This is a genomic window from Citrobacter sp. Cc139 (genome assembly GCF_030334645.1).
Lineage (GTDB): Bacteria > Pseudomonadota > Gammaproteobacteria > Enterobacterales > Enterobacteriaceae > Citrobacter > Citrobacter werkmanii.
Genome location: NZ_JAOWDM010000095.1, coordinates 99,568 through 122,692 on the forward strand (window position 1 = coordinate 99,568; position 23,125 = coordinate 122,692).

Annotated in this window: 23 protein-coding genes and 1 other RNA gene; 16 read left to right on the forward strand and 8 right to left on the reverse strand. The window is 53.4% G+C overall.

What is annotated here, in order from left to right:
• Positions 1-55 precede the first annotated feature (55 nt).
• Positions 56-949, reverse strand: a complete 894-nt coding sequence (argP, locus tag OGV69_RS23800) for a DNA-binding transcriptional regulator ArgP (protein WP_032940465.1) — start codon at positions 947-949, stop codon at positions 56-58.
• 170 nt (positions 950-1,119) lie between these two features.
• Between argP and rpiA the strand changes: the two genes are divergently transcribed.
• Positions 1,120-1,779 carry a ribose-5-phosphate isomerase RpiA gene (gene rpiA, locus OGV69_RS23805; RefSeq protein WP_016154364.1) on the forward strand — a complete coding sequence of 220 codons (660 nt, stop codon included), beginning with the start codon at positions 1,120-1,122 and terminating at the stop codon, positions 1,777-1,779.
• Between the two features lie 270 nt (positions 1,780-2,049).
• The gene (gene serA, locus OGV69_RS23810; protein WP_006686878.1) at positions 2,050-3,282 is read left to right on the forward strand and encodes a phosphoglycerate dehydrogenase; all 1,233 of its coding nucleotides are present in this window, start codon (positions 2,050-2,052) and stop codon (positions 3,280-3,282) included.
• Between the two features lie 380 nt (positions 3,283-3,662).
• Here serA and OGV69_RS23815 read toward each other — a convergent pair whose 3' ends face one another.
• The 3 genes from OGV69_RS23815 to zapA all read right to left on the reverse strand — a co-directional run bounded on the left by OGV69_RS23815 (position 3,663) and on the right by zapA (position 4,833).
• Positions 3,663-4,259: a 5-formyltetrahydrofolate cyclo-ligase gene (locus OGV69_RS23815; RefSeq protein ID WP_038633522.1), complete on the reverse strand. Its 597-nt coding sequence runs from the start codon at positions 4,257-4,259 to the stop codon at positions 3,663-3,665.
• Between the two features lie 19 nt (positions 4,260-4,278).
• Positions 4,279-4,462: non-coding RNA, 6S RNA (ssrS, locus tag OGV69_RS23820), on the reverse strand.
• Between the two features lie 41 nt (positions 4,463-4,503).
• Entirely contained in the window at positions 4,504-4,833 is a 330-nt protein-coding gene (zapA, locus tag OGV69_RS23825) for a cell division protein ZapA (protein WP_003026980.1), read from the reverse strand.
• A gap of 167 nt (positions 4,834-5,000) precedes the next feature.
• Between zapA and OGV69_RS23830 the strand changes: the two genes are divergently transcribed.
• The 8 genes from OGV69_RS23830 to OGV69_RS23865 all read left to right on the forward strand — a co-directional run bounded on the left by OGV69_RS23830 (position 5,001) and on the right by OGV69_RS23865 (position 15,208).
• Entirely contained in the window at positions 5,001-5,579 is a 579-nt protein-coding gene (locus OGV69_RS23830) for a YecA/YgfB family protein (protein ID WP_141700247.1), read from the forward strand.
• A gap of 25 nt (positions 5,580-5,604) precedes the next feature.
• A complete protein-coding gene (gene pepP, locus OGV69_RS23835) occupies positions 5,605-6,930 on the forward strand; it encodes a Xaa-Pro aminopeptidase (protein WP_038633515.1) in 1,326 nt (441 codons plus the stop codon).
• Positions 6,927-8,105: a 2-octaprenyl-6-methoxyphenyl hydroxylase gene (gene ubiH / locus OGV69_RS23840; RefSeq protein WP_069324814.1), complete on the forward strand. Its 1,179-nt coding sequence runs from the start codon at positions 6,927-6,929 to the stop codon at positions 8,103-8,105. The genes pepP and ubiH overlap by 4 nt, the downstream gene beginning before the upstream one ends.
• 81 nt (positions 8,106-8,186) lie before the next feature.
• Positions 8,187-9,389, forward strand: a complete 1,203-nt coding sequence (gene ubiI, locus OGV69_RS23845; protein WP_069324815.1) for an FAD-dependent 2-octaprenylphenol hydroxylase — start codon at positions 8,187-8,189, stop codon at positions 9,387-9,389.
• A 452-nt stretch (positions 9,390-9,841) separates the two neighbouring features.
• Entirely contained in the window at positions 9,842-10,936 is a 1,095-nt protein-coding gene (gene gcvT, locus OGV69_RS23850) for a glycine cleavage system aminomethyltransferase GcvT (protein WP_038633507.1), read from the forward strand.
• A 24-nt stretch (positions 10,937-10,960) separates the two neighbouring features.
• A complete protein-coding gene (gene gcvH / locus OGV69_RS23855) occupies positions 10,961-11,350 on the forward strand; it encodes a glycine cleavage system protein GcvH (RefSeq protein WP_006686886.1) in 390 nt (129 codons plus the stop codon).
• A 162-nt stretch (positions 11,351-11,512) separates the two neighbouring features.
• Entirely contained in the window at positions 11,513-14,386 is a 2,874-nt protein-coding gene (gcvP, locus tag OGV69_RS23860) for an aminomethyl-transferring glycine dehydrogenase (RefSeq protein WP_286469542.1), read from the forward strand.
• Positions 14,387-14,464: 78 nt separating this feature from the next.
• Positions 14,465-15,208 carry an SDR family oxidoreductase gene (locus OGV69_RS23865; RefSeq protein ID WP_069324817.1) on the forward strand — a complete coding sequence of 248 codons (744 nt, stop codon included), beginning with the start codon at positions 14,465-14,467 and terminating at the stop codon, positions 15,206-15,208.
• Positions 15,209-15,301: 93 nt separating this feature from the next.
• On the opposite strand, the gene bglA is transcribed toward OGV69_RS23865, so the two are convergent.
• Positions 15,302-16,735, reverse strand: a complete 1,434-nt coding sequence (gene bglA, locus OGV69_RS23870; RefSeq protein WP_069324818.1) for a 6-phospho-beta-glucosidase BglA — start codon at positions 16,733-16,735, stop codon at positions 15,302-15,304.
• Positions 16,736-16,855: 120 nt separating this feature from the next.
• Positions 16,856-17,584, reverse strand: coding sequence for a MurR/RpiR family transcriptional regulator (locus OGV69_RS23875; protein WP_227409003.1), 729 nt, complete (start codon positions 17,582-17,584; stop codon positions 16,856-16,858).
• Positions 17,585-17,636: 52 nt separating this feature from the next.
• On the opposite strand from OGV69_RS23875, the gene yqfB reads away from it, so the two are divergent.
• Positions 17,637-17,948 carry a N(4)-acetylcytidine aminohydrolase gene (gene yqfB, locus OGV69_RS23880; protein WP_069324820.1) on the forward strand — a complete coding sequence of 104 codons (312 nt, stop codon included), beginning with the start codon at positions 17,637-17,639 and terminating at the stop codon, positions 17,946-17,948.
• A 163-nt stretch (positions 17,949-18,111) separates the two neighbouring features.
• Positions 18,112-18,771 carry a PAQR family membrane homeostasis protein TrhA gene (gene trhA, locus OGV69_RS23885; RefSeq protein ID WP_038633489.1) on the forward strand — a complete coding sequence of 220 codons (660 nt, stop codon included), beginning with the start codon at positions 18,112-18,114 and terminating at the stop codon, positions 18,769-18,771.
• A 91-nt stretch (positions 18,772-18,862) separates the two neighbouring features.
• On the opposite strand, the gene ygfZ is transcribed toward trhA, so the two are convergent.
• Complete coding sequence (gene ygfZ, locus OGV69_RS23890) at positions 18,863-19,843, reverse strand: tRNA-modifying protein YgfZ (protein ID WP_069324821.1); 981 nt, start codon at positions 19,841-19,843, stop codon at positions 18,863-18,865.
• A 256-nt stretch (positions 19,844-20,099) separates the two neighbouring features.
• On the opposite strand from ygfZ, the gene sdhE reads away from it, so the two are divergent.
• A complete protein-coding gene (gene sdhE / locus OGV69_RS23895) occupies positions 20,100-20,366 on the forward strand; it encodes an FAD assembly factor SdhE (RefSeq protein ID WP_016154349.1) in 267 nt (88 codons plus the stop codon).
• Entirely contained in the window at positions 20,347-20,754 is a 408-nt protein-coding gene (locus tag OGV69_RS23900; RefSeq protein WP_038633481.1) for a protein YgfX, read from the forward strand. The genes sdhE and OGV69_RS23900 overlap by 20 nt, the downstream gene beginning before the upstream one ends.
• Positions 20,755-20,854: 100 nt before the next feature.
• Here the strand turns inward: OGV69_RS23900 and fldB are convergent, their stop codons facing one another.
• Complete coding sequence (gene fldB, locus OGV69_RS23905; RefSeq protein ID WP_038633478.1) at positions 20,855-21,376, reverse strand: flavodoxin FldB; 522 nt, start codon at positions 21,374-21,376, stop codon at positions 20,855-20,857.
• A 113-nt stretch (positions 21,377-21,489) separates the two neighbouring features.
• Between fldB and xerD the strand changes: the two genes are divergently transcribed.
• Both xerD and dsbC read left to right on the forward strand, forming a co-directional pair.
• On the forward strand, positions 21,490-22,386 hold the full coding sequence (gene xerD, locus OGV69_RS23910; RefSeq protein ID WP_038633475.1) for a site-specific tyrosine recombinase XerD: 897 nt from the start codon (positions 21,490-21,492) through the stop codon (positions 22,384-22,386).
• Between the two features lie 23 nt (positions 22,387-22,409).
• Positions 22,410-23,123, forward strand: coding sequence for a bifunctional protein-disulfide isomerase/oxidoreductase DsbC (gene dsbC / locus OGV69_RS23915; RefSeq protein WP_061382414.1), 714 nt, complete (start codon positions 22,410-22,412; stop codon positions 23,121-23,123).
• Positions 23,124-23,125 lie beyond the last annotated feature (2 nt).

Here is a 23,125-nt window from a genome sequence, read left to right on the forward strand (position 1 = left end):
GATAGGCCGGATAAGGCGTTACGCCGCCATCCGGCACTCAGAGGCTACAAACAGTTTAATCCTGACGCAGTACGTTGTGACCGTAAGCCAGCAGCGCGTCGGTAACGTTGCGCATCATGCGGCTTTCCGGCGCAAAGCGGTGCCAGTACAACATCCGACGCTGGAACAGGCCCGGCGTCAAGTCGATAAGCTCGCCGCTTTCCAGCTCTTTTTCTATCTGTAAGTGCGGGATCATACAGCAGGTCGTGCCCTGACGGGCCAACTGGACGAAGGCTTCTGATGAGTTAACGATATGGCACGGCACGCTGCCTGGCGGCAGATCGAAGTTTTGTTGCAGGAACGCCTGATGCATATCATCAAGATGGTCAAACGCTACCGCCGGGGCTTTCAGCAGGGCAGAGCGAGTGACGCCGTTCGGGAAATAGCGCTCGGCGAACGCTTTTGAACCTACAAACAGGTAATCCAGCGCACCAAGTTTATCCACCAGACAGCTTGGCAGCGCCTGATGTTGAATACTCACCGCACCGACCACTTCACCACGGCGCAGACGTTCCTGCGTGCGCGTTTCATCCTCAACCTGCAGGTTCAGGCGAATCGGCGAATTAGCCAGTACCGGGGCCAGCGCCGGAAGCAACCAGGTCGCCAGACTGTCGGCGTTCACCGCCAGCGAAAGCAGCAGCGGCGTGGAGCCAGTTTGCTCATCACCCAGCCACTCATCTTCCAGCAGTTCAACCTGGCGTAAAAGCGCCAGGAGTTTCTGCCCTTGTTCAGTAGGGCGAGGCGGTACGGTACGCACCAGCAGCGGCTGTCCGAACATATTCTCAAGCTGTTTAATGCGCTGTGAAACGGCGGATTGCGTGATGCACAGCTTTTGCGCCGCGCGCTCAAATCCTCGTTCACGAATAACCGCATCCAGTGCTTGTAGTGTTCTGTAGTCCGGACGTTTCATTGCTTTGGCGCACTCCTGAAATTTTTGCTTGTTCTGCACTATGACACAAATTTGGGTTGGGTAAAGACGAAATCAGCCACCCGGGAGCGGGTGTGGGGACATTTTTCTGCACAATGTTCTATAATGCGCGTGAATTTTCCCACCATATTCACACCACAGGCGAAACGATCATGACGCAGGATGAACTGAAAAAAGCAGTAGGATGGGCGGCACTTCAGTATGTACAGCCCGGTACCATTGTGGGCGTAGGTACAGGTTCAACAGCCGCACACTTTATTGATGCGCTGGGCACAATGAAAGGTCAGATTGAAGGCGCGGTGTCCAGTTCTGACGCCTCGACCGAAAAACTCAAAAGCCTTGGCATCCACGTGTTCGATCTTAACGAAGTGGACAGCCTCGGCGTCTACGTTGACGGCGCGGATGAAATCAACGGCCATATGCAGATGATTAAAGGCGGTGGCGCAGCGTTGACCCGTGAAAAAATCATTGCTTCCGTGGCGAAGAAATTTATCTGCATCGCTGACGCGTCCAAAGAAGTCGATATTCTCGGTAACTTCCCGTTGCCGGTAGAAGTTATCCCAATGGCGCGTAGCGCAGTGGCTCGCCAGTTGGTGAAGCTGGGCGGTCGTCCTGAATACCGTCAGGGCGTGGTAACTGACAATGGTAACGTGATCCTTGACGTGCATGGTCTGGAAATCCTCGACGCTATCGCGCTGGAAAACGCCATTAATGCGATTCCGGGCGTGGTAACCGTAGGTTTGTTCGCTAACCGTGGTGCGGATGTTGCGCTGATCGGTACCCCAGACGGCGTGAAAACTATCGTAAAATGATCTGATGGGAGCGTCTTCTCCCGTTAAAAAAATTTTGGCAGGGCAAATTTGGTGACTTGTGTCACGTTTACAATATTGCCCTGCCGATCTCTCCAAAGAAAAAGTTATCGCCAGTATTTTCCTCTGACATTTCCCGCTGAATGACATTTCCTCAGCATGACGACGCAAACGTTCATATTGCTGCAATATTATTTTTTGATATGTTGAAGAGGCGGATGAAAATCCCACACACAACACATCAGATTGGACAAAAAAGACAGGGTCGGGGAAATGGCAAAGGTATCACTGGAGAAAGATAAGATTAAATTTCTGCTGGTAGAAGGCGTGCACCAAAAAGCACTCGAGAGCCTTCGTGCAGCAGGTTATACCAACATCGAGTTTCACAAAGGCGCTCTGGACACCGAACAACTGAAAGAGTCCATCCGTGATGCTCACTTCATTGGCCTGCGATCCCGTACCCATCTGACTGAGGATGTAATTGCCGCCGCAGAAAAACTGGTCGCGATTGGTTGCTTCTGCATCGGCACCAACCAGGTTGATCTTAGCGCTGCGGCAAAGCGCGGGATCCCGGTGTTTAACGCGCCATTCTCTAACACACGTTCCGTTGCTGAACTGGTGATTGGCGAACTGCTGCTACTGCTACGCGGCGTACCAGAAGCGAATGCCAAAGCGCACCGCGGCGTGTGGAATAAACTGGCTACTGGCTCTTTTGAAGCGCGCGGCAAAAAACTGGGGATCATCGGCTACGGGCACATTGGTACTCAGTTAGGCATTCTGGCGGAATCGCTGGGGATGCATGTCTATTTCTATGATATTGAAAATAAACTACCGCTGGGTAACGCCACGCAGGTTCAGCATCTTTCCGACCTGCTCAATATGAGCGACGTGGTGAGCCTGCACGTGCCGGAAAATGCCTCTACCAAAAACCTGATGGGCGCGCGTGAGATTTCGCTGATGAAACCGGGCGCGCTGCTGATTAACGCCGCACGCGGTACGGTGGTTGATATTCCTGCGTTGTGCGACGCGTTAGCGACCAAACATCTTGCAGGGGCGGCAATTGACGTGTTCCCAACCGAACCGGCAACGAACAGCGATCCGTTCACTTCGCCGCTGTGTGATTTCGACAACGTGATCCTGACGCCGCATATTGGTGGTTCCACGCTGGAAGCACAGGAAAATATCGGTCTGGAAGTGGCGGGGAAACTGATCAAGTATTCCGACAACGGCTCCACGCTGTCTGCGGTTAACTTCCCGGAAGTTTCGCTGCCGCTGCACGGTGGTCGTCGTCTGATGCACATTCACGAAAACCGTCCTGGCGTTCTGACCGCGCTGAACCAGATTTTTGCCGAGCAGGGCGTCAACATTGCCGCGCAGTATCTGCAGACTTCCGCGCAGGTAGGTTATGTGGTCATCGATATTGAAGCGGATGAAGATGTGGCGGAAAAAGCGCTGCTGGCGATGAAAGCCCTTCCGGGAACCATTCGCGCCCGTCTGCTGTACTAATTTCCTCTAAATGGGCAGGCGATGACCTGCCCATCTTTCCTCTGATTTCCCTGCCTCAAAATTTCTTTCTGTAACGCATACATTCTGTTTTCGAGCCTTGCCGCAATTGGCAACTAAAGGCAGTGCTGCGTGTTGTACAGCACTAAAAGAAATTTACGATAGGGGCTCAGCATCGCGCTGAAACGGGAAAACCCCTGGCGAAGCAGGGGCTCTAAAAAGGAAAGGGACGATGATGAGATACGTCATCATGCTGCTGATCCTGTTAATCATCGCTTGCCCAGCATATTAACAGAGAGTACGCAGGAGGGAGGTTCGCCTCCCTCACCCTTCACCGAGGAATTTAGGTCAAAAAAACGGCGCTGTCAATCGGCAAAAAACGGCTACCACTGCCAAATTTTGGATGGTGTCACCACCGCAGGCAGTGGGATATCCCACTCTTCGACAGGCAGCTTTTCCACTAACTGGCAATCATGCGCGTAGCCCACGGGCTGGATCTTATGCTGCTGCCAGTTTTGCAACGTACGGTCATAAAATCCGCCGCCCATGCCCAGGCGCTGCCCGTCTTCATCAAACGCGACTAACGGCGTAACCAGTACATCCAGCTTTGCCAGCGGCAATACGTCGCGGACATCAAGTCGCGGCTCCTGGATCTTTAAGCGGTTGGTCACCAGCGCACTCTGCGGATGATAGTGCAGGAACAGCAGGTTGCCAGGGCTGAAGGGATGAAGAACCGGAAGGTAGACGCGCTTACCCGCTCGCCACAGCTGTTCGATCAGCGGTTGGGTGTCGAGTTCGCCATCGAAAGAGAGAAACACCGCTACGGTATGGGCAAGAACAACAGGGGGAAAACTGAGCATTCTGGTCGCGGCTTGCTGACCAAATTGTTGTTGCTGATCGCTGGTAAGCGCACGGCGACGCTGACGAATCAGTGTGCGTATTTCTTGTCGGGATAAAGGGAGTTCAGAAAGTAGTGTCATGGCTGTTGCCAGGTAGAAGGGAATCTCCGAGATGCCGCCGCAGGCTGTAACCCTTGAACCCTTGGTTCAAGGTGAATGTGTCGTCACAGTTTTAAGGCTTCTCGGACGGGCCGAGCATGCTCACCAACCGTGGAGCGCCACATTCTTGTGGTATGAAATATCGGCTCAGGGGACTGGCCCGCTTGCAAACATCTCAGAGAAATTTTGTCTTCACGGCCACTCTACCACAGTAAACCGAAAAGTGTTATTCAAAGTTTTGGCCCGTTTTTTCGGTTATGCGACCCTGATCAAGCAACGCTTGTTCGATGGTCTGTTGCAGCATCCGAATACGTTGTTCCATGCTCGCCGCGTACTCACGCGTCTTCGCTTTTTCCTGAGTTAATTCATAGCTGATGTTCAACGCGGCGATGAAAACCAACTGCTCAGTATTTGTGACTCTAGTGCGAACTTTCAGATCTTGCAATCGCTGATTGAGATCGTCCGCAGCCTGATTCAACGCATCCCTTTGTTCAGGCGGGCAATTCACTCGCAGTGAACGGCCAAATATTTGGATATCGACGGGTTGTGCAGACATGCCACCTTCCTGCTGATTGACTGCGCTGCCTTCGTCTCCAGACCTTGGGTCCGCGAAGGGGCGACACTATAGCTACCCTGGTATCAAGATACAAGCCCTTTTCTGGTCCACCAGGGTCCAAAGTGGTAGCATATCATGAATATTCCTCCCTTTGATGACGAATGCTTATGTCTATACAGAACGAAATGCCTGGCTACAGCGAAGTTAGCCAGTTTTTGAACCAACAAGGGGCTGGATTAACCCCGGCCGAAATGCACGGCTTAATCAGCGGGATAATTTGTGGCGGTAACAACGACAGCTCATGGCAGCCGCTGTTGCACGACCTGACGAACGAAGGTCTGGCCTTTGGTCACCAGCTGGCTCAGGCGCTGCTGAAAATGCACTCTGCTACCAGCGATGCCCTTGAGGACGACGGCTTCCTTTTTCAGCTTTTTCTGCCTGAAGGTGATGACGTCAGCGTATTCGATCGCGCCGATGCGCTGGCTGGCTGGGTAAACCACTTCCTGCTGGGCCTCGGCGTCACGCAGCCTAAGCTCGACAAAGTGACCGGCGAAACCGGTGAAGCGATTGACGACCTGCGCAATATCGCCCAGTTGGGCTATGACGAAGACGAAGATCAGGAAGAGCTGGAAATGTCGCTCGAAGAGATCATCGAATACGTGCGTGTAGCCGCCTTGCTGTGCCATGACACGTTTACGCGTCAGCAGCCGACTGCGCCGGAAGTCCGTAAACCGACTCTGCACTAAATACAACAACGCCAAGGAGAGTGTTATGAGTGAGATATCTCAGCAAGAATTCCAGCGTCGTCGTCAGGCTTTGCTGGCACAAATGCAGCCCGGCAGCGCCGCGCTGATTTTTGCCGCGCCGGAAGCGACGCGCAGCGCGGACAGTGAATACCCGTACCGCCAGAACAGTGATTTCTGGTATTTCACCGGCTTTAACGAGCCTGAAGCCGTGCTGGTGCTGATTAAAAGTGATGATACTCATAACCACAGCGTTTTGTTCAATCGGGTTCGCGATCTGACGGCGGAGATCTGGTTTGGCCGTCGTCTGGGCCAGGATGCCGCGCCGGCAAAACTCGGCGTTGACCGGGCGCTGGCCTTCAGTGAAATCAACCAACAGCTGCACTTGCTGCTCAATGGCCTGGACGCGGTGTATCACGCACAGGGCGAGTACGCTTGGGCGGACGAAATTGTCTGCACGGCGCTGGATAAACTACGCAAAGGTTCCAGACAAAATCTGCACGCGCCTGGCGCGATCATCGACTGGCGTCCGATGGTGCATGAAATGCGCCTGTTCAAATCACCAGAAGAGATTGCGATCATGCGCCGTGCCGGAGAGATCACCGCCCTGGCGCATACCCGCGCGATGGAAAAATGCCGTCCGGGGATGTTTGAATACCAACTGGAGGGGGAGATTCACCACGAATTTACCCGCCACGGCGCGCGTTATCCGTCCTATAACACCATTGTCGGAAGCGGTGAAAACGGCTGTATCCTGCATTACACCGAAAATGAAAGTGAAATGCGCGATGGCGACCTGGTGCTGATTGACGCTGGCTGTGAATACAAAGGCTATGCGGGCGACATTACGCGTACTTTTCCGGTTAATGGCAAATTTACCCCCGCGCAGCGTGAAATCTACGATATCGTGCTGGAATCCTTAGAGACCAGCCTACGTCTGTATCGCCCCGGAACTTCCATTCAGGACGTCACCGGTGAAGTTGTGCGCATCATGATTACCGGTCTGGTGAAGCTTGGCATATTGCACGGCGACGTCGACCAGTTAATTACCGAGAATGCGCATCGGCCATACTTTATGCATGGCCTTAGCCACTGGCTGGGGCTGGATGTGCACGATGTTGGCGTTTATGGTCAGGATCGTTCGCGTATCCTTGAGCCAGGAATGGTGCTGACCGTCGAGCCAGGGTTATATATCGCGCCGGATGCCGATGTACCGGCTGCTTATCGGGGCATTGGCATTCGTATAGAAGATGACATCCTTATCACCGAAGACGGTAATGAAAATCTGACCGCCAGCGTGGTGAAGAAAGCGGATGATATTGAAGCCTTAATGGCTGCGGCGCGACTGCAATGAGCGTAATTATCGTTGGTGGTGGCATGGTCGGCGCGACGCTGGCGCTGGCCATTTCCCAGCTCAGTCATGGGACGCTGCCAGTTCATCTGATAGAAGCGCGCGAACCTGAAACTGACCGTCATCCTGGGTTTGACGCCCGGGCGATTGCGCTGGCGGCAGGAACCTGTCAGCAGCTGGCGCGAATTGGCGTATGGCAGGCGATTGCCGATTGCGCAACGGCAATCAAAACGGTCCACGTCAGCGATCGCGGCCATGCCGGATTTGTTACGCTGGATGCGCAGGAATATCGTCTCCCGGCGCTGGGTCAGGTGGTGGAACTCCACGATGTTGGGCTGCGTCTGTTTGCGCTACTGCGTAAAGCGCCGGGCGTTACGCTGCATTGTCCCGATCGCGTAGCCAGCGTGTCGCGTACGCAGGACCATGTTGAGGTCACACTGGAAAATGGCGAGGCCATTACCGGTCGCGTGGTGGTCGCCGCTGACGGTACACGTTCCGCGCTGGCTACCGCCTGCGGCGTGGACTGGCTGCAGCAGCCTTATGAACAACTGGCGGTAATCGCCAATGTCTCGACCTCCGTTCCCCACGATGGGCGCGCGTTTGAACGTTTCACGCAGCATGGCCCGCTGGCAATGCTTCCGATGTCTGATGGTCGCTGCTCGCTGGTGTGGTGCCATCCGCTGGATCAGCGCGATGAGATCATGGCCTGGTCCGACGAACGGTTTTGCCGTGAATTGCAAACCGCGTTTGGCTGGCGGCTGGGACGTATTACCCAGACCGGTAAACGCAGCGCTTATCCGCTGTCATTAACCACTGCGCTGAAGGCGATTACCCATCGTACCGTGCTGGTGGGGAACGCCGCTCAGACGCTACATCCCATTGCCGGACAAGGTTTCAACCTTGGTCTGCGCGACGTAATGAGCCTGGCTGAGACGTTAACTCAGGCGCAAAACTGCGCGGAAGATATTGGTGATTACGCAGTGCTGGCACGCTATCAGCAACGTCGTGAGCGCGATCGCGAAACGACAATTGGCGTAACCAACAATCTGGTGTATCTGTTTGCCAACCGCTGGGCCCCGCTGGTTGTTGGGCGCAATGCCGGGCTGATGGCGATGGAGTTATTCACACCCGCGCGCGATGCGCTGGCGGAGCGGACCCTGGGTTGGGTTGCGCGATAAATATGGCCTGTAAGCCGGATGGCGGCGTAAATGCCTTATCCGGCCTACGGTTTTGATTGTTCCGGTTTCCAGGAGTAAACAGTGCAAAGTGTTGATGTAGCAATTGTCGGTGGCGGCATGGTGGGACTGGCGGTTGCCTGCGGCTTGCAGGGCAGCGGGTTACGCGTTGCGGTGTTAGAACAACATGTTCCGCAGCCGTTGGCGGTGGATGCACCTCCTCAGCTTCGTGTGTCGGCAATCAATGCCGCCAGTGAAAAACTGCTTACTCGTTTGGGCGTCTGGTCAGATATCGTTGCCCGTCGCGCGTGCTGCTATCACGGTATGGAAGTCTGGGACAAAGACAGCTTCGGGCGCATTGAGTTTGACGACCAGAGCATGGGCTACAGCCATTTGGGCCACATCGTCGAAAACGCAGAGATCCATTACGCGCTATGGCAAAAGGCGCAGCGTTCGCCGGATATTACGCTGCTGGCGCCCGCTGAAATACAGCAGGTAGCCTGGGGTGAGAACGAGGCATTTCTGACTCTGAAAGAGGGCACAATGCTGACGGCTCGCCTGGTGATCGGCGCGGATGGCGCTAACTCCTGGCTGCGTAATAAAGCAGACATTCCGCTCACCTTCTGGGATTACCGTCATCATGCGCTGGTGGCGACGATCCGTACGCAGGAAGCTCACGGCGCGGTTGCGCGCCAGGCGTTTCACGGCGAGGGTATCCTGGCATTCCTGCCGCTCAGTGACCCGCATCTGTGCTCTATCGTCTGGTCACTTTCTCTGCAGGAAGCCGAACGCATGCAGCAGGCAAGCGTTGATGAGTTTAATCAGGCGCTGAATATCGCTTTTGATAACCGTCTGGGACTGTGCAGCGTTGAAAGCGAACGGCAGACGTTTCCGCTGACGGGACGCTATGCTCGTCAGTTCGCCGCCCATCGTCTGGCGCTGGTGGGTGATGCGGCGCATACCATCCACCCGCTGGCGGGTCAGGGGGTTAACCTCGGCTTTATGGATGCGGCAGAGCTTATCGATGAGCTTAAGCGGCTACAACGTCAGGGCAAAGATATTGGCCAGTATCTCTATTTGCGTCGTTATGAGCGCAGCCGTAAGCACAGCGCAGCAATGATGCTGGCCGGTATGCAGGGCTTCCGTGAACTGTTTGCCGGCGAGAATCCGGCGAAAAAACTGCTGCGTGATATTGGTCTGAAACTGGCCGATACCCTTCCGGGTGTAAAACCGCAGCTCATCCGTCAGGCGATGGGACTGAACGATCTTCCCGAATGGCTACGCTAGCGTCCGTAAGGACAATCTTAAGAGTTTGAGACCCGTCACATTTTCCTCTCCCGGCCCTCGCGCCGGGATGCTTCTCTCATTTGAAATAATCTAATTCCACACCTTTTTTCGCATTAGTTTTTTTAATATCACGTTTTTTTCATAACGCCATTTTTGACATTTTTTCCATATTTAATGTGGTTTGATGCTGATTTTTCCTTCTCCATGCTGTTTGTTGTTCTGATTTTTTAGCGTACTTGTGGATTTTTATTCTGTCGTCGATCTGGCCATTTTTTGCCATAAGCTAATGTGATGGCTAATTTTGCCTTATGGTTTAGCGTCTGTTTCGGTGGTAAGTTCAGGACAAAGAGAACGTTTGCGTCGTAGCCCCTGGAGCGGCTGCGGTGCTGGGTTTCGTGGCGAAAATTTCACCGCGAAAGAGTTGGTAGCCCCGCTTATTCAACGAGGAAAAGATGGCTCAACAGACTCCTTTGTACGAACAACACACGCTATGTGGCGCGCGCATGGTAGATTTCCATGGCTGGATGATGCCACTGCATTACGGTTCTCAGCTCGATGAACACCATGCTGTTCGCACCGATGCCGGTATGTTTGATGTGTCGCATATGACCATCGTCGACCTGCGCGGCAGCCGCACCCGGGAGTTCTTGCGTTATCTGCTGGCAAACGACGTTGCGAAGCTAACGAAGACGGGTAAAGCCCTCTACTCCGGTATGCTTAACGCATCGGGCGGTGTGATAGATGACCTGATTGTCTATTACTTCACTGAAGATTTCTTCCGCCTCGTTGTAAACTCCGCCACCCGCGAAAAAGACCTCTCCTGGATTACCCAACACGCTGAACCCTACGCCATCGACATCACCGTTCGTGACGACCTGTCGCTGATTGCGGTGCAGGGGCCAAACGCGCAGGAAAAAGCAGCCACGTTGTTTACTGACGAACAGCGCCATGCGGTAGAAGGTATGAAGCCGTTCTTTGGCGTTCAGGCGGGTGATTTGTTTATCGCAACCACCGGTTATACCGGCGAAGCAGGCTATGAAATCGCCATGCCGAATGAAAAAGCGGCTGATTTCTGGCGTGCGCTGGTACAAGCAGGCGTCAAACCTTGCGGTCTGGGCGCGCGTGACACGCTGCGTCTGGAAGCGGGTATGAACCTGTATGGTCAGGAGATGGACGAAGGGATTTCTCCGCTGGAAGCCAACATGGGTTGGACCATTGCGTGGGAACCTGCCGACCGCGACTTTATTGGTCGTGAAGCACTGGAAATGCAGCGCGACAAAGGCCATGAACAGCTGGTCGGACTGGTGATGACCGAGAAGGGCGTGCTGCGTAATGAACTGCCAGTCCGTTTCACTGACGCTTCCGGTAACCAACATGAAGGCATTATCACCAGCGGAACATTCTCCCCAACCCTGGGCTACAGCATCGCGCTGGCGCGTGTCCCTGCGGGTATCGGTGAGACAGCGATCGTGCAGATCCGTAACCGCGAAATGCCTGTAAAAGTCACTAAACCTGTTTTTGTGCGTAACGGCAAAGCCGTCGCGTGATTCATCCTTTTTGGAGATTGATTGATGAGCAACGTACCTGCAGAACTGAAATACAGCAAAGAACACGAATGGCTGCGCAAAGAAGCTGACGGCTCTTACACCGTTGGTATCACCGAACATGCTCAGGAGCTGTTGGGTGACATGGTTTTCGTAGACCTGCCAGAAGTTGGCGCGACCGTCAGCGCGGGCGATGACTGCGCCGTTGCGGAATCCGTAAAAGCGGCTTCTGATATTTATGCGCCGGTAAGCGGTGAGATTGTCGCGGTTAACGACGCGCTCAGCGACTCCCCGGAACTGGTTAACAGCGAACCGTATGCCGGCGGCTGGATCTTCAAAATCAAAGCCAGCGATGAAAGCGAAATTGAATCGCTGCTGGATGCCACTGCGTACGAAGCATTGTTAGAAGACGAATAATGTTGTGCCGGATGGCGCTAATGCTTATCCGGCCTACTCACTGCAACGCGGATTATTTTGCGTATTCGTTTTCGCACGCGTAGGCCCGGTAAGCGTCAGCGCCACCGGGCAATTGAGTTAGAGACAATCACGATTCACTGCACGTTTCAGGAACCATCGCCCATGACACAGACGTTAAGCCAGCTTGAAAACAGCGGCGCTTTCATTGAACGCCACATCGGACCGGACGCCGCGCAGCAGCAAGAGATGCTGAATGCGGTTGGCGCCGAGTCGTTAAACGCGCTGATCGGCCAGATTGTGCCGAAAGACATTCAGCTCGCAACCCCGCCGCAGGTAGGCGAGGCGGCGACAGAATACGCTGCGCTGGCCGAATTAAAAGCCATCGCCGGGCGTAACAAGCGCTTCACGTCCTACATCGGCATGGGCTATACCGCCGTGCAGTTGCCGCCGGTTATCCTGCGTAACATGCTGGAAAATCCGGGTTGGTACACCGCGTATACGCCGTATCAGCCGGAAGTCTCTCAGGGGCGTCTGGAAGCGCTGCTGAACTTCCAACAGGTCACGCTGGACCTGACGGGGCTGGACATGGCCTCCGCCTCTCTGCTGGATGAAGCCACCGCAGCGGCTGAAGCCATGGCGATGGCCAAACGCGTTAGCAAACTGAAAAACGCCAACCGTTTCTTTGTGGCGGCTGATGTTCATCCGCAAACGTTGGATGTGGTTCGCACTCGCGCCGAAACCTTTGGTTTTGACGTTATTGTGGATGACGCAGCGAAAGCACTGGATCACCAGGATGTGTTCGGCGTGCTGTTGCAGCAGGTTGGTACCACTGGTGAAGTGCACGACTACAGCAAACTGATTGCTGAGCTGAAATCCCGTAAAGTTGTGGTCAGCGTCGCTGCCGATTTTATGGCGCTGGTTCTGCTGACCGCACCGGGCAAACAGGGCGCGGATATCGTTTTCGGCTCTGCGCAACGCTTCGGCGTACCGATGGGTTACGGTGGCCCACACGCGGCATTCTTTGCCGCCAGAGACGAATTCAAACGCTCCATGCCAGGCCGTATTATCGGCGTATCAAAAGATGCGGCGGGCAATACCGCACTGCGCATGGCGATGCAGACTCGCGAGCAGCATATCCGTCGTGAGAAAGCGAACTCCAACATTTGTACCTCACAGGTACTGCTGGCTAACATCGCCAGCCTGTATGCCGTTTATCATGGTCCGGTCGGTCTGAAGCGCATCGCTAATCGTATCCACCGCCTGACCGATATTCTGGCGGCTGGTCTGCAACAGAAAGGCTTAAAGCTGCGTCATGCGCACTACTTCGACACGCTGTGTGTTGAAGTGGCCGATAAAGCTGCGGTACTGGCGCGTGCGGAAGCGGCAGAGATCAACCTGCGCAGCGATATTCATAACGCGGTAGGTATTACGCTCGACGAAACCACCACCCGTGAAAACGTGGTGCAGTTGTTCAATGTTCTGCTGGGCGACAGCCACGGCCTGAACATCGACTCGCTGGATAAAGATGTGGCGCTCGACAGCCGTTCCATTCAGAGCAGCATGCTGCGTGACGACGCGATCCTCAGCCACCCGGTGTTTAACCGCTACCACAGCGAAACCGAGATGATGCGCTACATGCACTCGCTGGAGCGTAAAGATCTGGCGCTGAATCAGGCGATGATCCCGCTGGGTTCCTGCACCATGAAGCTGAACGCCGCCGCCGAGATGATTCCTATCACCTGGCCGGAATTCGCTGAACTGCATCCGTTCTGCCCGCCAGAGCAGGCGGAAGGGTATCACCAGATGATCGGTCAGCTTTCCGAGTGGCTGGTAAAACTGACCGGCTATGACGCAGTCTGCATGCAGCCGAACTCCGGCGCACAAGGCGAATACGCTGGCCTGCTGGCGATTCGTCATTATCACGAAAGCCGTAACGAAGGCCATCGCGATATCTGCCTGATCCCGGCCTCTGCTCACGGTACTAACCCGGCTTCCGCACAAATGGCGGGGATGCAGGTGGTGGTAGTCGCCTGTGATAAGAACGGCAACATCGACCTTGACGATCTGCGGGCAAAAGCAGAACAACATGCTGCGAACCTTTCTTGCATCATGGTGACCTATCCGTCCACCCACGGCGTATATGAAGAAACGATCCGCGAAGTGTGTGAAGTTGTGCACCAGTTCGGCGGCCAGGTGTACCTCGACGGCGCGAACATGAACGCCCAGGTTGGAATCACCACGCCGGGCTTTATCGGCGCGGACGTTTCGCACCTCAACCTGCATAAAACCTTCTGCATTCCGCACGGCGGCGGCGGCCCGGGCATGGGACCGATCGGCGTTAAATCGCATCTGGCACCGTTTGTGCCTGGCCACAGCGTGGTACAGATTGAAGGGATGCTTACCCGTCAGGGCGCGGTGTCTGCCGCACCGTTCGGTAGCGCATCCATTCTGCCAATCAGCTGGATGTACATCCGTATGATGGGCGCAGAAGGTCTGAAGCAGGCAAGCCAGGTCGCGATTCTTAACGCTAACTACATTGCCAGCCGTCTGAAAGATGCCTATCCGGTGCTGTATACCGGTCGCGATGGCCGTGTAGCGCATGAATGTATTCTCGACATTCGCCCACTGAAAGAAGAGACCGGCATCAGCGAACTGGATATTGCCAAACGTCTGATCGACTATGGTTTCCATGCGCCAACCATGTCGTTCCCGGTAGCAGGTACGCTGATGGTGGAACCCACCGAATCTGAAAGCAAAGTGGAACTGGATCGCTTTATTAACGCGATGCTGGCAATCCGCGCTGAGATCGAGAGCGTGAAAGCTGGTGAGTGGTCGCTGGAAGATAACCCGTTGGTAAACTCGCCGCACACCCAGAATGAGCTGGTGAGCGAGTGGAACCACGGTTATAGCCGCGAAATCGCAGTCTTCCCGGCAGGCGTGGCGAACAAATACTGGCCTACCGTGAAGCGTCTTGATGACGTTTACGGCGACCGTAACCTGTTCTGTTCCTGCGTGCCGATGAGCGAATATCAGTAACTTTTCCGCGTAGTTGAATAATTTCCAGGCCGGGTAAGGCGAAGCCGCCTCCCGGCTTTTTCATATCTGGAGGTCTCTATGGGAATCGCACTTGTTACTGGCGGCAGTCGCGGTATTGGGCGAGCAACCGCGCTGCAACTGGCACTGGAGGGTTACACGGTCGCCGTTAATTTTCATCACAATATTCGTGCGGCAACCGAGGTGGTGAACCACATCGTCGCGGCAGGTGGTAAGGCATTTGCGCTGCGTGCGGATATCAGTGATGAAAGTCAGGTGCTGGCGATGTTTGAATCGATCGACCGTGAAGGGGAACCGCTGACTGCGCTGGTGAATAATGCCGGGATTTTATTTGAACAGACCACGGTGGAAAACTTAACTGCAGAGCGAATTAACCGCGTACTGGCGACCAATGTTACCGGCTATTTTCTGTGCTGTCGGGAAGCGGTAAAGCGCATGTCGTTTAAGCGCGGCGGTCAGGGTGGGGCGATTGTGAATGTCTCTTCGGCGGCATCACGGCTCGGCGCGCCATTCGAATATGTTGATTATGCCGCTTCAAAAGGTGCGGTGGACACGCTCACCACCGGCCTGGCACTGGAGGTGGCGGCGCAGGGGATCCGCGTAAACTGCGTACGTCCAGGCCTGATCTACACTGAAATGCATGCGTCGGGTGGAGAGCCGGGAAGGGTTGATCGCGTGAAATCCATGTTGCCTATGCAGCGTGGTGGGCAGCCGGAAGAAGTCGCGCAGGCAATTTGCTGGCTACTGAGCGAGAAGGCATCTTACGTCACGGGCAGTTTTCTGGAGCTGGCCGGCGGGAAGTAGGGATTTAATGGCCGGATAGCGCTGCGCTTATCCAGCCTACGGGATCATACCTGTAGGCTGGATAAGGCGTTTACGCCGCCATCCGGCGAAAAATCACAGATTCTCGCCGTTGCTGGCGATCACCGCTTTATACCACTCAAAACTCTTCTTGCGTGAACGCGACATATCCCCAGTGCCGTCATCGTGCTTATTCACATAGATGAAGCCGTAGCGCTTGCTGTACTGACCGGTGGTGAACGAAACGCAGTCAATGCAGCCCCACGGCGTGTAGCCCATCAGATCTACGCCATCATAGGTGACCGCCTTCATCATCTCTTCGATGTGGGCGCGCAGATAATCGATGCGGTAGTCATCATTGATGCTGCCATCTGTTTCCACTTTATCGTAGGCGCCAAACCCGTTTTCAACGATAAACAGCGGCTTCTGATAGCGCTCGTACAGCTCACATAAAGCATAGCGCAGGCCAACCGGGTCAATCTGCCAGCCCCAGTCGGACGCTTTGACGTGCGGGTTCGGCACGCTACCCTCAAAACCGGAAATGGCATCACCGCTACCGCCTTCCGCTTTCACCGCGTTAGTCATGTAGTAGCTAAATCCGAGATAGTCGCAGGTGCCTTCACGCAGGATTTGTTCGTCGCCGTCTTCCATCCTGATGTTAAATTCGCGACGTTCCCACTCGTTCAACACATAGCTTGGGTAGTAGCCGCGCAGCTGGACGTCGGTAAAGACGTAGCGTTCACGCATTGACTCCTGGGCGAACATGACATCTTCGGGCTTACAGGAGAATGGATAGAGCGGCACCATAGCCAGCATGCAGCCCACTTTCATTTCCGGGTTGATGCGGCGTGCGGCTTTCACTGCGAGCGCGCTGGCCACGAACTGGTGATGCAGCACCTGGTACATGGTTTCTTCCGGGGTTTCATGCTCGGTATACACCACACCGGAGCAGCAATAGCCAAACAACGGTGCGCGCCAGTTACGTTGGTTATTGATCTCGTTGAAGGTCATCCAGTATTTGACTTTGTGTTTGTAACGCTCAAAGACGACTTCAGCAAATCGAACAAAGAAATCAACAACTTTGCGATTGGTCCAACTCCCATACTGTTGAACCAAATGTAGCGGCATTTCGAAGTGGGAAAGGGTGATGACCGGTTCGATGTTGTATTTCAGTAATTCATCGAACATGTCGTCATAGAACTTCAGACCTTCTTCGTTCGGCTGGGTTTCGTCCCCATTGGGGAAGATACGGGTCCATGCGATGGAGGTACGGAAACATTTGAAGCCCATTTCGGCAAACAGCTTAATGTCTTCTTTGTAATGACCGTAAAAATCGACGGCTTCGTGGTTGGGGTAGTATTTACCGGGCACGACTTCCTGAGTGATTTCTCGTGGAACGCCGTGTGCCCCACCGGTCAGTACGTCGCAAATGCTGGGGCCTTTGCCACCTTTATTCCAGCCACCTTCGACCTGGTGCGCCGCAACCGCGCCGCCCCATAAAAAATCTTTTGCTAAGGTAAGTTTTTTCATCTGCGCTCAGTCTCAAATTAATACAATCTGATTTTGAGTCTAACAAAGGAAACCTAAATGTCACGATATAACAAAATAGCATTAATGTGATTTGTTACTTCAAAAAAACAGATTGTTTTTTTACGCTATTCTTTTCGCCAGTTTGCGGCCAAGCGATTCCAGAATATAAATAACGGGGATTTGCGTGGTTATATCGTATACCCCGGCAATGCGTGTTTGTGGAACGTGCCAGGAGAGATTAAAGTCGGCGAGTTTCGCCAGACGTGAGTGTTCATGGCTGGTTACAGACAGCACTTTACAGTTGTGCAGGCTGAACTGGCTGGCAAAACGCAGGATCTCCTCTGTTTCGCCGGAGACGGAAAGCACGATTGCCAGCGCGTTTCTGGCCATATCATTGGTTACCGGAAAATAAGGGTCGTCAATATGATTACTGAATTTGCCGACGTTGGAGAAAAAACGCGCGCCGTATTTCGCAAGCGCTCCTGACGTTCCTGCGCCAACAAATATAATACGTTCGGAAGATAATATAATATCAACAGCCTGATCGAGCAGTTTATCGAATTCGTCGTTATTGACGCTTTTAAAAAAGCTGATAATTTCGCTGGTGCCGAAATTCGCCTGTTGCGGTTCATTCTGCTCTAAATATAATTTGAAGCGTACGCGAAATTCTGAGTAACCTTCACACTTAAGCTTGCGGCAAAAGCGCAGTACGGTGGTAGTGGAAACGCCCACGGCATCGGCCAGTTCGCGAATGGTCATGTACATGACTTTGTCACGATTTTTGATGACATAGTTGTAGACCAGCATCTCAAGATTGTTGAGACTGGCGATGGCAGCGTGGGAGAACATACTCACAATAGCAAAACTCACTCATCAGACTTCATCTACAGGGAATAATAACATGCAGCCAAATGACATCACTTTTTTTCAGCGTTTCCAGGATGACATACTGGCCGGACGCAAAACTATCACCATTCGTGACGAGTCCGAATCACACTTCAAAACCGGTGACATTCTACGAGTTGGGCGCTTTGAAGATGGGAGATACTTCTGCACGATTGAAGTTGTTGGCACCTCAACCGTCACGCTGGATACGCTGACTGAAAAACATGCTCAGCAGGAAAACATGTCGCTTGAAGAACTGAAACGTGTGATTGCCGAAATTTACCCGGATCAAACGCAATTTTATGTGATTGATTTTAAATGTGTTTGATTTAATGCGTACGCTTGTTAGCTGAAAGATTAAAATTAATTATATGATTTTTATGGACTATTTATTTTAAGATAAATATTACAGCTAACAGGTGTTCACTGGAACCATTCTCAGTTACGCTAGAGGGGCAATAACGAAAGTGTTCGTTTCTCGGGAGTAAGCTATGGTTCAGAAACCATTAATCGCGCAGGGATATTCGCTGGCAGAGGAAATAGCCAACAGCATCAGTCACGGTATCGGGCTGGTGTTTGGGATTGTCGGGCTGGTGTTGTTACTGGTTCAGGCAGTGGATACCAACGCCAGCGCTATGGCGATTACCAGTTATAGCCTGTACGGCGGCAGCATGATCCTGCTGTTTCTCGCCTCAACTTTGTATCACGCGATCCCCCATCAGCGAGCGAAAGTCTGGCTGAAAAAATTCGACCACTGCGCGATTTATCTGCTGATTGCCGGGACCTATACGCCATTTCTGCTGGTGGGGCTTGATTCGCCGCTGGCACGTGGACTGATGATTGTTATCTGGAGCCTGGCGCTGCTCGGTATTTTATTCAAACTGACCATTGCGCACCGCTTTAAGGTTCTGTCGCTGGTGACTTACCTGACAATGGGCTGGCTATCGCTGATTGTGGTGTATCAATTGGCGGTTAAACTGGCGGCGGGAGGCGTGACGTTGCTGGCCGTTGGTGGTGTGGTGTATTCGCTGGGCGTTATTTTCTATGTCTGTAAGCGCATTCCATATAACCACGCGATCTGGCACGGCTTTGTACTGGGCGGCAGCGTTTGCCACTTCCTGGCGATTTATTTGTATGTTGGACAGGCGTAACCCTTGATTTCGGATGGCGGCTAACGCCTTATCCGGCCTACAAAATGTGCCTGTAGGCCGGATAAGCGTAGCGCCATCCGGCGTTAAGCTTTTACTCTTCCAGCGAATACGGCAGTGGCACAATATGCAGCGTTTTTGCGTCATCGCGAACGCGGAACACGCTGTCGGCTTCCATGTCGTTATTCATCACGACCTGCACCAGTATCTGGCCATCAGCGAGCTGTACTGCGGCGAGTACGGTACCAGTACGACGCCAGTTCTCACCCATTTTCAGTTCCAGATCTTCGCCAGCTTCCGGCACCCGGCTGGCCGTACCTGCCAGAGTCCACATGGCGCGTTTGTTAGCGCCGCGGAATTTGGCGCGCGCCACCATTTCCTGGCCGGTATAGCAGCCTTTTTTGAAGCTGATCCCGCCCAGAGCCTGCATATTGGTCGCCTGGGGAATAAACTGTCCGCTGTTGGCAGTATCAATGACCGGAATACCCGCTTCGATATCCAGCGCCAGCCACTGTTGACTGTTATTTAACTCCGCTTCGCCGCGCAGTTTCTCAACCAGGCTTTCCGCCGTTGCAACATCAACAATCAGCAGGAAACGCTCGGCAGGGTGTTCGAACCACAGTATTGTGGAAGTATCTTCGGTAATAACCTGTTTTTCGCTGTTCGGTAATTCGCTAAAGAGATTGGCCAGTGCCGCTCGTGCCTGGAATCCCGCTACGCCCAACAGAACACGCTCGTCGTCCGGCGCAATCACTACCTTTGAGAAGACCGCATATTTTTTCAGTTCTGTAAGCTGTGCATCGCGCAAGCTGCGGCGTTCAAGCCATGCAAAACCGTCACTGTTACGGAACAGGCGCAGATTGCTCCACATTTTACCTTTGGCATCACAATGGGCTGCCAGCACGTGCTGATGCTCGGTCATCTGGCTGACATCAGCCGTGACCTGACCCTGAATATACTTCTCACTGTCGACACCGGTAATGGTGGCGAGCGCCCAGTCATCGAGCGTCATTAGCGTCAGAGGTAAACGCGTTGACGCAAAAGGCTGGCGAGGAGGAAAAGATGTAAAAGCCATAATAATGTCCTGATTTGCTTAACGCAGTGATAATGACTAATGGTAAAAGAGCTATGGCCCATTGCAAGCGGTTTAAACAGGCTATTTGTGCCATATAGTAAGCTTTGCGAGGAGACATCCAAAAATGATGAATCCTTTGACTTAATGCGGTTTTATTTAGCGAATGTGCTTCCATTAGCTGATATTCCCGCAAAAGCGCGTGAAAAACACGTTACAATAGCCGGATACTTCGTTTTCGCGAGACAGGAAGAAGAACATGGATATTAACAATAAAGCACGTATTCATTGGGCATGCCGCCGCGGTATGCGCGAGCTGGACATCTCTATCATGCCGTTTTTCGAACATGAATATGACAGCTTAAGTGACGAAGAAAAACGTATCTTTATCCGTCTGCTAGAATGTGACGATCCAGATTTATTTAACTGGTTGATGAATCATGGGAAACCAGCTGATGCTCAGTTGGAGCAGATGGTGCGACTTATCCAGACACGGAATCGGGAACGTGGTCCAGTGGCAATCTGATTTACGCGTTTCATGGCGCGCGCAGTGGCTTTCGTTGCTCGTTCATGGGCTGGTCGCGGTATTTATTTTATTGATGCCCTGGCCTTTGAGCTACACCCCATTATGGATGGTTCTGCTCTCTCTGGTGGTGTTCGACAGCGTACGCAGCCAACGTAGAATTAATGCCTGTCAGGGCGAGATTAGGCTGTTGATGGACGGCCGTCTGCGCTGGCAAGGGCAGGAGTGGACTATCGTTAGCGCGCCCTGGATGGTCAAAACAGGCATGATGCTGCGTTTGCGTTCAGATACCGGGAAACGTCAGCATTTGTGGCTAGCGGCAGACAGTATGGATGAGGCTGAGTGGCGAGATTTACGGCGGTTAATGCTGCAACAGGCGAAGCAGGGATAATGCCAACAAATATCTGATGGCGTGCCGCTTTAGGGCCTTAGGTTTGATGCGTGAGGTAAACCGGATAAGGCGTTCACGGCGTCATCCGGCAACACGCTTATCAGGACCAGTGTTCGGCCATTTCCCCAAGAATTTGCTCGCACCAGTTCTGGATGCGTTCATCGCTGAGATCGTACTGGTTTGTTTCATCCAGCGCCAAACCAACAAACAGCTGTCCATCAGCAATGACGGGTTTATCGCTGGTAAATTCATAGCCTTCGGTTGGCCAGTAACCGACAAACTTGACGCCTTTGGTGACCAGTTTATCGTGCAGCATCCCCAGCGCATCCAGGAACCATTCGCCATATCCTAGCTGATCGCCCATCCCGTAAAGCGCGACAATTTTGCCTTCCAGGTTGAGGTCGTCCAGTTGCTCCCAGACCGCTTCCCAATCCTCCTGAATTTCACCAAAATCCCAGGTCGGGATGCCCAAAATGAGCACATCATACTGCTCCATTAAGGTCGGGGAATCATCTTTGAGGTTGTGCAGTGTCACCAGTTCGGGACCCAGGATATCGCGGATTTTTTCTGCTGCCATTTCGGTGTAGCAGGTACTGGAACCGTAAAAAAGACCCATGTTCATGACGTAAACATCTCAATTCTGCTGTAGCGTTGCGGGTAGTGTAACAGAATCGCCGCAATCCCGGCACAATGAGGCATAATGCATCAAAAATGAGAGTGGAATAAGGGGCGCGAGTGGAACAGGATCTGGCGCGCATCGAGCAGTTTCTTGATGCCCTGTGGCTGGAACGAAATCTGGCGGAAAACACGTTAAGTGCGTATCGTCGCGATCTGACCATGCTTGTCGAATGGTTACATCACCGTGGCGTCTCGCTGGCGACGGCGCAGAGCGATGATCTGCAGGCATTACTGGCCGAGCGGATGGATGGGGGATATAAAGCCACCAGTTCCGCTCGCTTGCTCAGTGCTACGCGGCGCTTTTTTCAGCATCTTTACCGCGAAAAATTTCGCGAAGACGATCCCAGCGCCTCGCTTGCATCACCGAAGCTTCCGCAGCGCCTGCCCAAAGATCTCAGTGAGGCACAGGTGGAGCGACTGTTGCAGGCGCCGCTGATTGAGCAACCGCTGGAGCTACGCGACAAAGCCATGCTGGAAGTATTGTATGCAACGGGCTTGCGCGTATCTGAGCTGGTGGGACTGACGATGAGTGACGTCAGCCTGCGTCAGGGTGTGGTTCGGGTGATCGGTAAAGGCAACAAAGAACGCCTGGTGCCGTTGGGTGAAGAGGCGGTTTACTGGCTGGAAACGTATCTGGAACATGGGCGTCCATGGTTGCTCAATGGCGTATCGATTGATGTGCTGTTTCCCAGCCAGCGGGCGCAACAGATGACCCGTCAGACCTTCTGGCATCGTATTAAACACTATGCTGTGTTGGCGGGAATCGACAGCGAGAAGCTGTCACCGCACGTCCTGCGGCATGCTTTTGCCACGCATTTGCTCAATCATGGCGCTGACCTGCGCGTGGTGCAGATGCTACTGGGGCATAGCGACCTCTCGACAACACAAATTTATACTCATGTCGCAACGGAGCGCTTGCGTCAACTACATCAACAGCATCACCCGCGAGCGTGATTGCTGACAGGAAAGGATAGGTTATGAAAAAACGTTTTATGATGTTCACCCTGCTGGCAACGGCGTTTTCCGGCATGGTACATGCAGACGATGCGGCGATTCGCCAGTCATTGGCAAAGCTGGGGGTACAGAGCACCGAGATTCAGTCTGCTCCGGTGGCGGGTATGAAAACCGTACTGACCAATAGCGGCGTGCTGTACGTAACTGAAGACGGTAAACATATTATTCAGGGACCGATGTATGACGTGAGCGGCGCAAGCCCGGTGAATGTTACTAACCAGTTGCTGATGAAGCATTTGAACGCGCTGGAAAAAGAGATGATCGTCTACAAAGCGCCGCAGGAAAAACACGTCATTACCGTTTTCACCGACATCACCTGTGGTTACTGCCACAAGCTGCATGAAGAGATGAAAGACTATAATGCGTTGGGGATCACCGTTCGTTATCTGGCCTTCCCGCGTCAGGGTCTGGAAAGCCAGGCCGAGCAGGACATGAAGTCGATCTGGTGCGCGAAGGATAAAAACAAAGCCTTTGATGACGCGATGGCAGGCAAGGACGTGAAACCAGCAACCTGCGATGTGGATATCGCGAACCACTACGCGCTGGGCGTGCAGTTTGGCGTTAGCGGCACGCCGGCGATTGTGCTGAGCAACGGCTATGTCGTGCCTGGCTATCAGGGCCCGAAAGAGATGAAAGAATTCCTCGACGCACATGCAAAACAAACCAGCGGTAAATAATT

Excerpts from the sequence above, each read along its gene's own strand:
- argP (WP_032940465.1), bottom strand. The coding sequence starts at position 949 with ATGAAACGTCCGGACTACAGAACACTACAAGCACTGGATGCGGTTATT.
- rpiA (WP_016154364.1), top strand. The coding sequence starts at position 1,120 with ATGACGCAGGATGAACTGAAAAAAGCAGTAGGATGGGCGGCACTTCAG.
- serA (WP_006686878.1), top strand. The coding sequence starts at position 2,050 with ATGGCAAAGGTATCACTGGAGAAAGATAAGATTAAATTTCTGCTGGTA.
- OGV69_RS23815 (WP_038633522.1), bottom strand. The coding sequence starts at position 4,259 with ATGACACTACTTTCTGAACTCCCTTTATCCCGACAAGAAATACGCACA.
- zapA (WP_003026980.1), bottom strand. The coding sequence starts at position 4,833 with ATGTCTGCACAACCCGTCGATATCCAAATATTTGGCCGTTCACTGCGA.
- OGV69_RS23830 (WP_141700247.1), top strand. The coding sequence starts at position 5,001 with ATGTCTATACAGAACGAAATGCCTGGCTACAGCGAAGTTAGCCAGTTT.
- pepP (WP_038633515.1), top strand. The coding sequence starts at position 5,605 with ATGAGTGAGATATCTCAGCAAGAATTCCAGCGTCGTCGTCAGGCTTTG.
- ubiH (WP_069324814.1), top strand. The coding sequence starts at position 6,927 with ATGAGCGTAATTATCGTTGGTGGTGGCATGGTCGGCGCGACGCTGGCG.
- gcvT (WP_038633507.1), top strand. The coding sequence starts at position 9,842 with ATGGCTCAACAGACTCCTTTGTACGAACAACACACGCTATGTGGCGCG.
- gcvH (WP_006686886.1), top strand. The coding sequence starts at position 10,961 with ATGAGCAACGTACCTGCAGAACTGAAATACAGCAAAGAACACGAATGG.
- gcvP (WP_286469542.1), top strand. The coding sequence starts at position 11,513 with ATGACACAGACGTTAAGCCAGCTTGAAAACAGCGGCGCTTTCATTGAA.
- OGV69_RS23865 (WP_069324817.1), top strand. The coding sequence starts at position 14,465 with ATGGGAATCGCACTTGTTACTGGCGGCAGTCGCGGTATTGGGCGAGCA.
- bglA (WP_069324818.1), bottom strand. The coding sequence starts at position 16,735 with ATGAAAAAACTTACCTTAGCAAAAGATTTTTTATGGGGCGGCGCGGTT.
- OGV69_RS23875 (WP_227409003.1), bottom strand. The coding sequence starts at position 17,584 with ATGTTCTCCCACGCTGCCATCGCCAGTCTCAACAATCTTGAGATGCTG.
- yqfB (WP_069324820.1), top strand. The coding sequence starts at position 17,637 with ATGCAGCCAAATGACATCACTTTTTTTCAGCGTTTCCAGGATGACATA.
- trhA (WP_038633489.1), top strand. The coding sequence starts at position 18,112 with ATGGTTCAGAAACCATTAATCGCGCAGGGATATTCGCTGGCAGAGGAA.
- ygfZ (WP_069324821.1), bottom strand. The coding sequence starts at position 19,843 with ATGGCTTTTACATCTTTTCCTCCTCGCCAGCCTTTTGCGTCAACGCGT.
- sdhE (WP_016154349.1), top strand. The coding sequence starts at position 20,100 with ATGGATATTAACAATAAAGCACGTATTCATTGGGCATGCCGCCGCGGT.
- fldB (WP_038633478.1), bottom strand. The coding sequence starts at position 21,376 with ATGAACATGGGTCTTTTTTACGGTTCCAGTACCTGCTACACCGAAATG.
- dsbC (WP_061382414.1), top strand. The coding sequence starts at position 22,410 with ATGAAAAAACGTTTTATGATGTTCACCCTGCTGGCAACGGCGTTTTCC.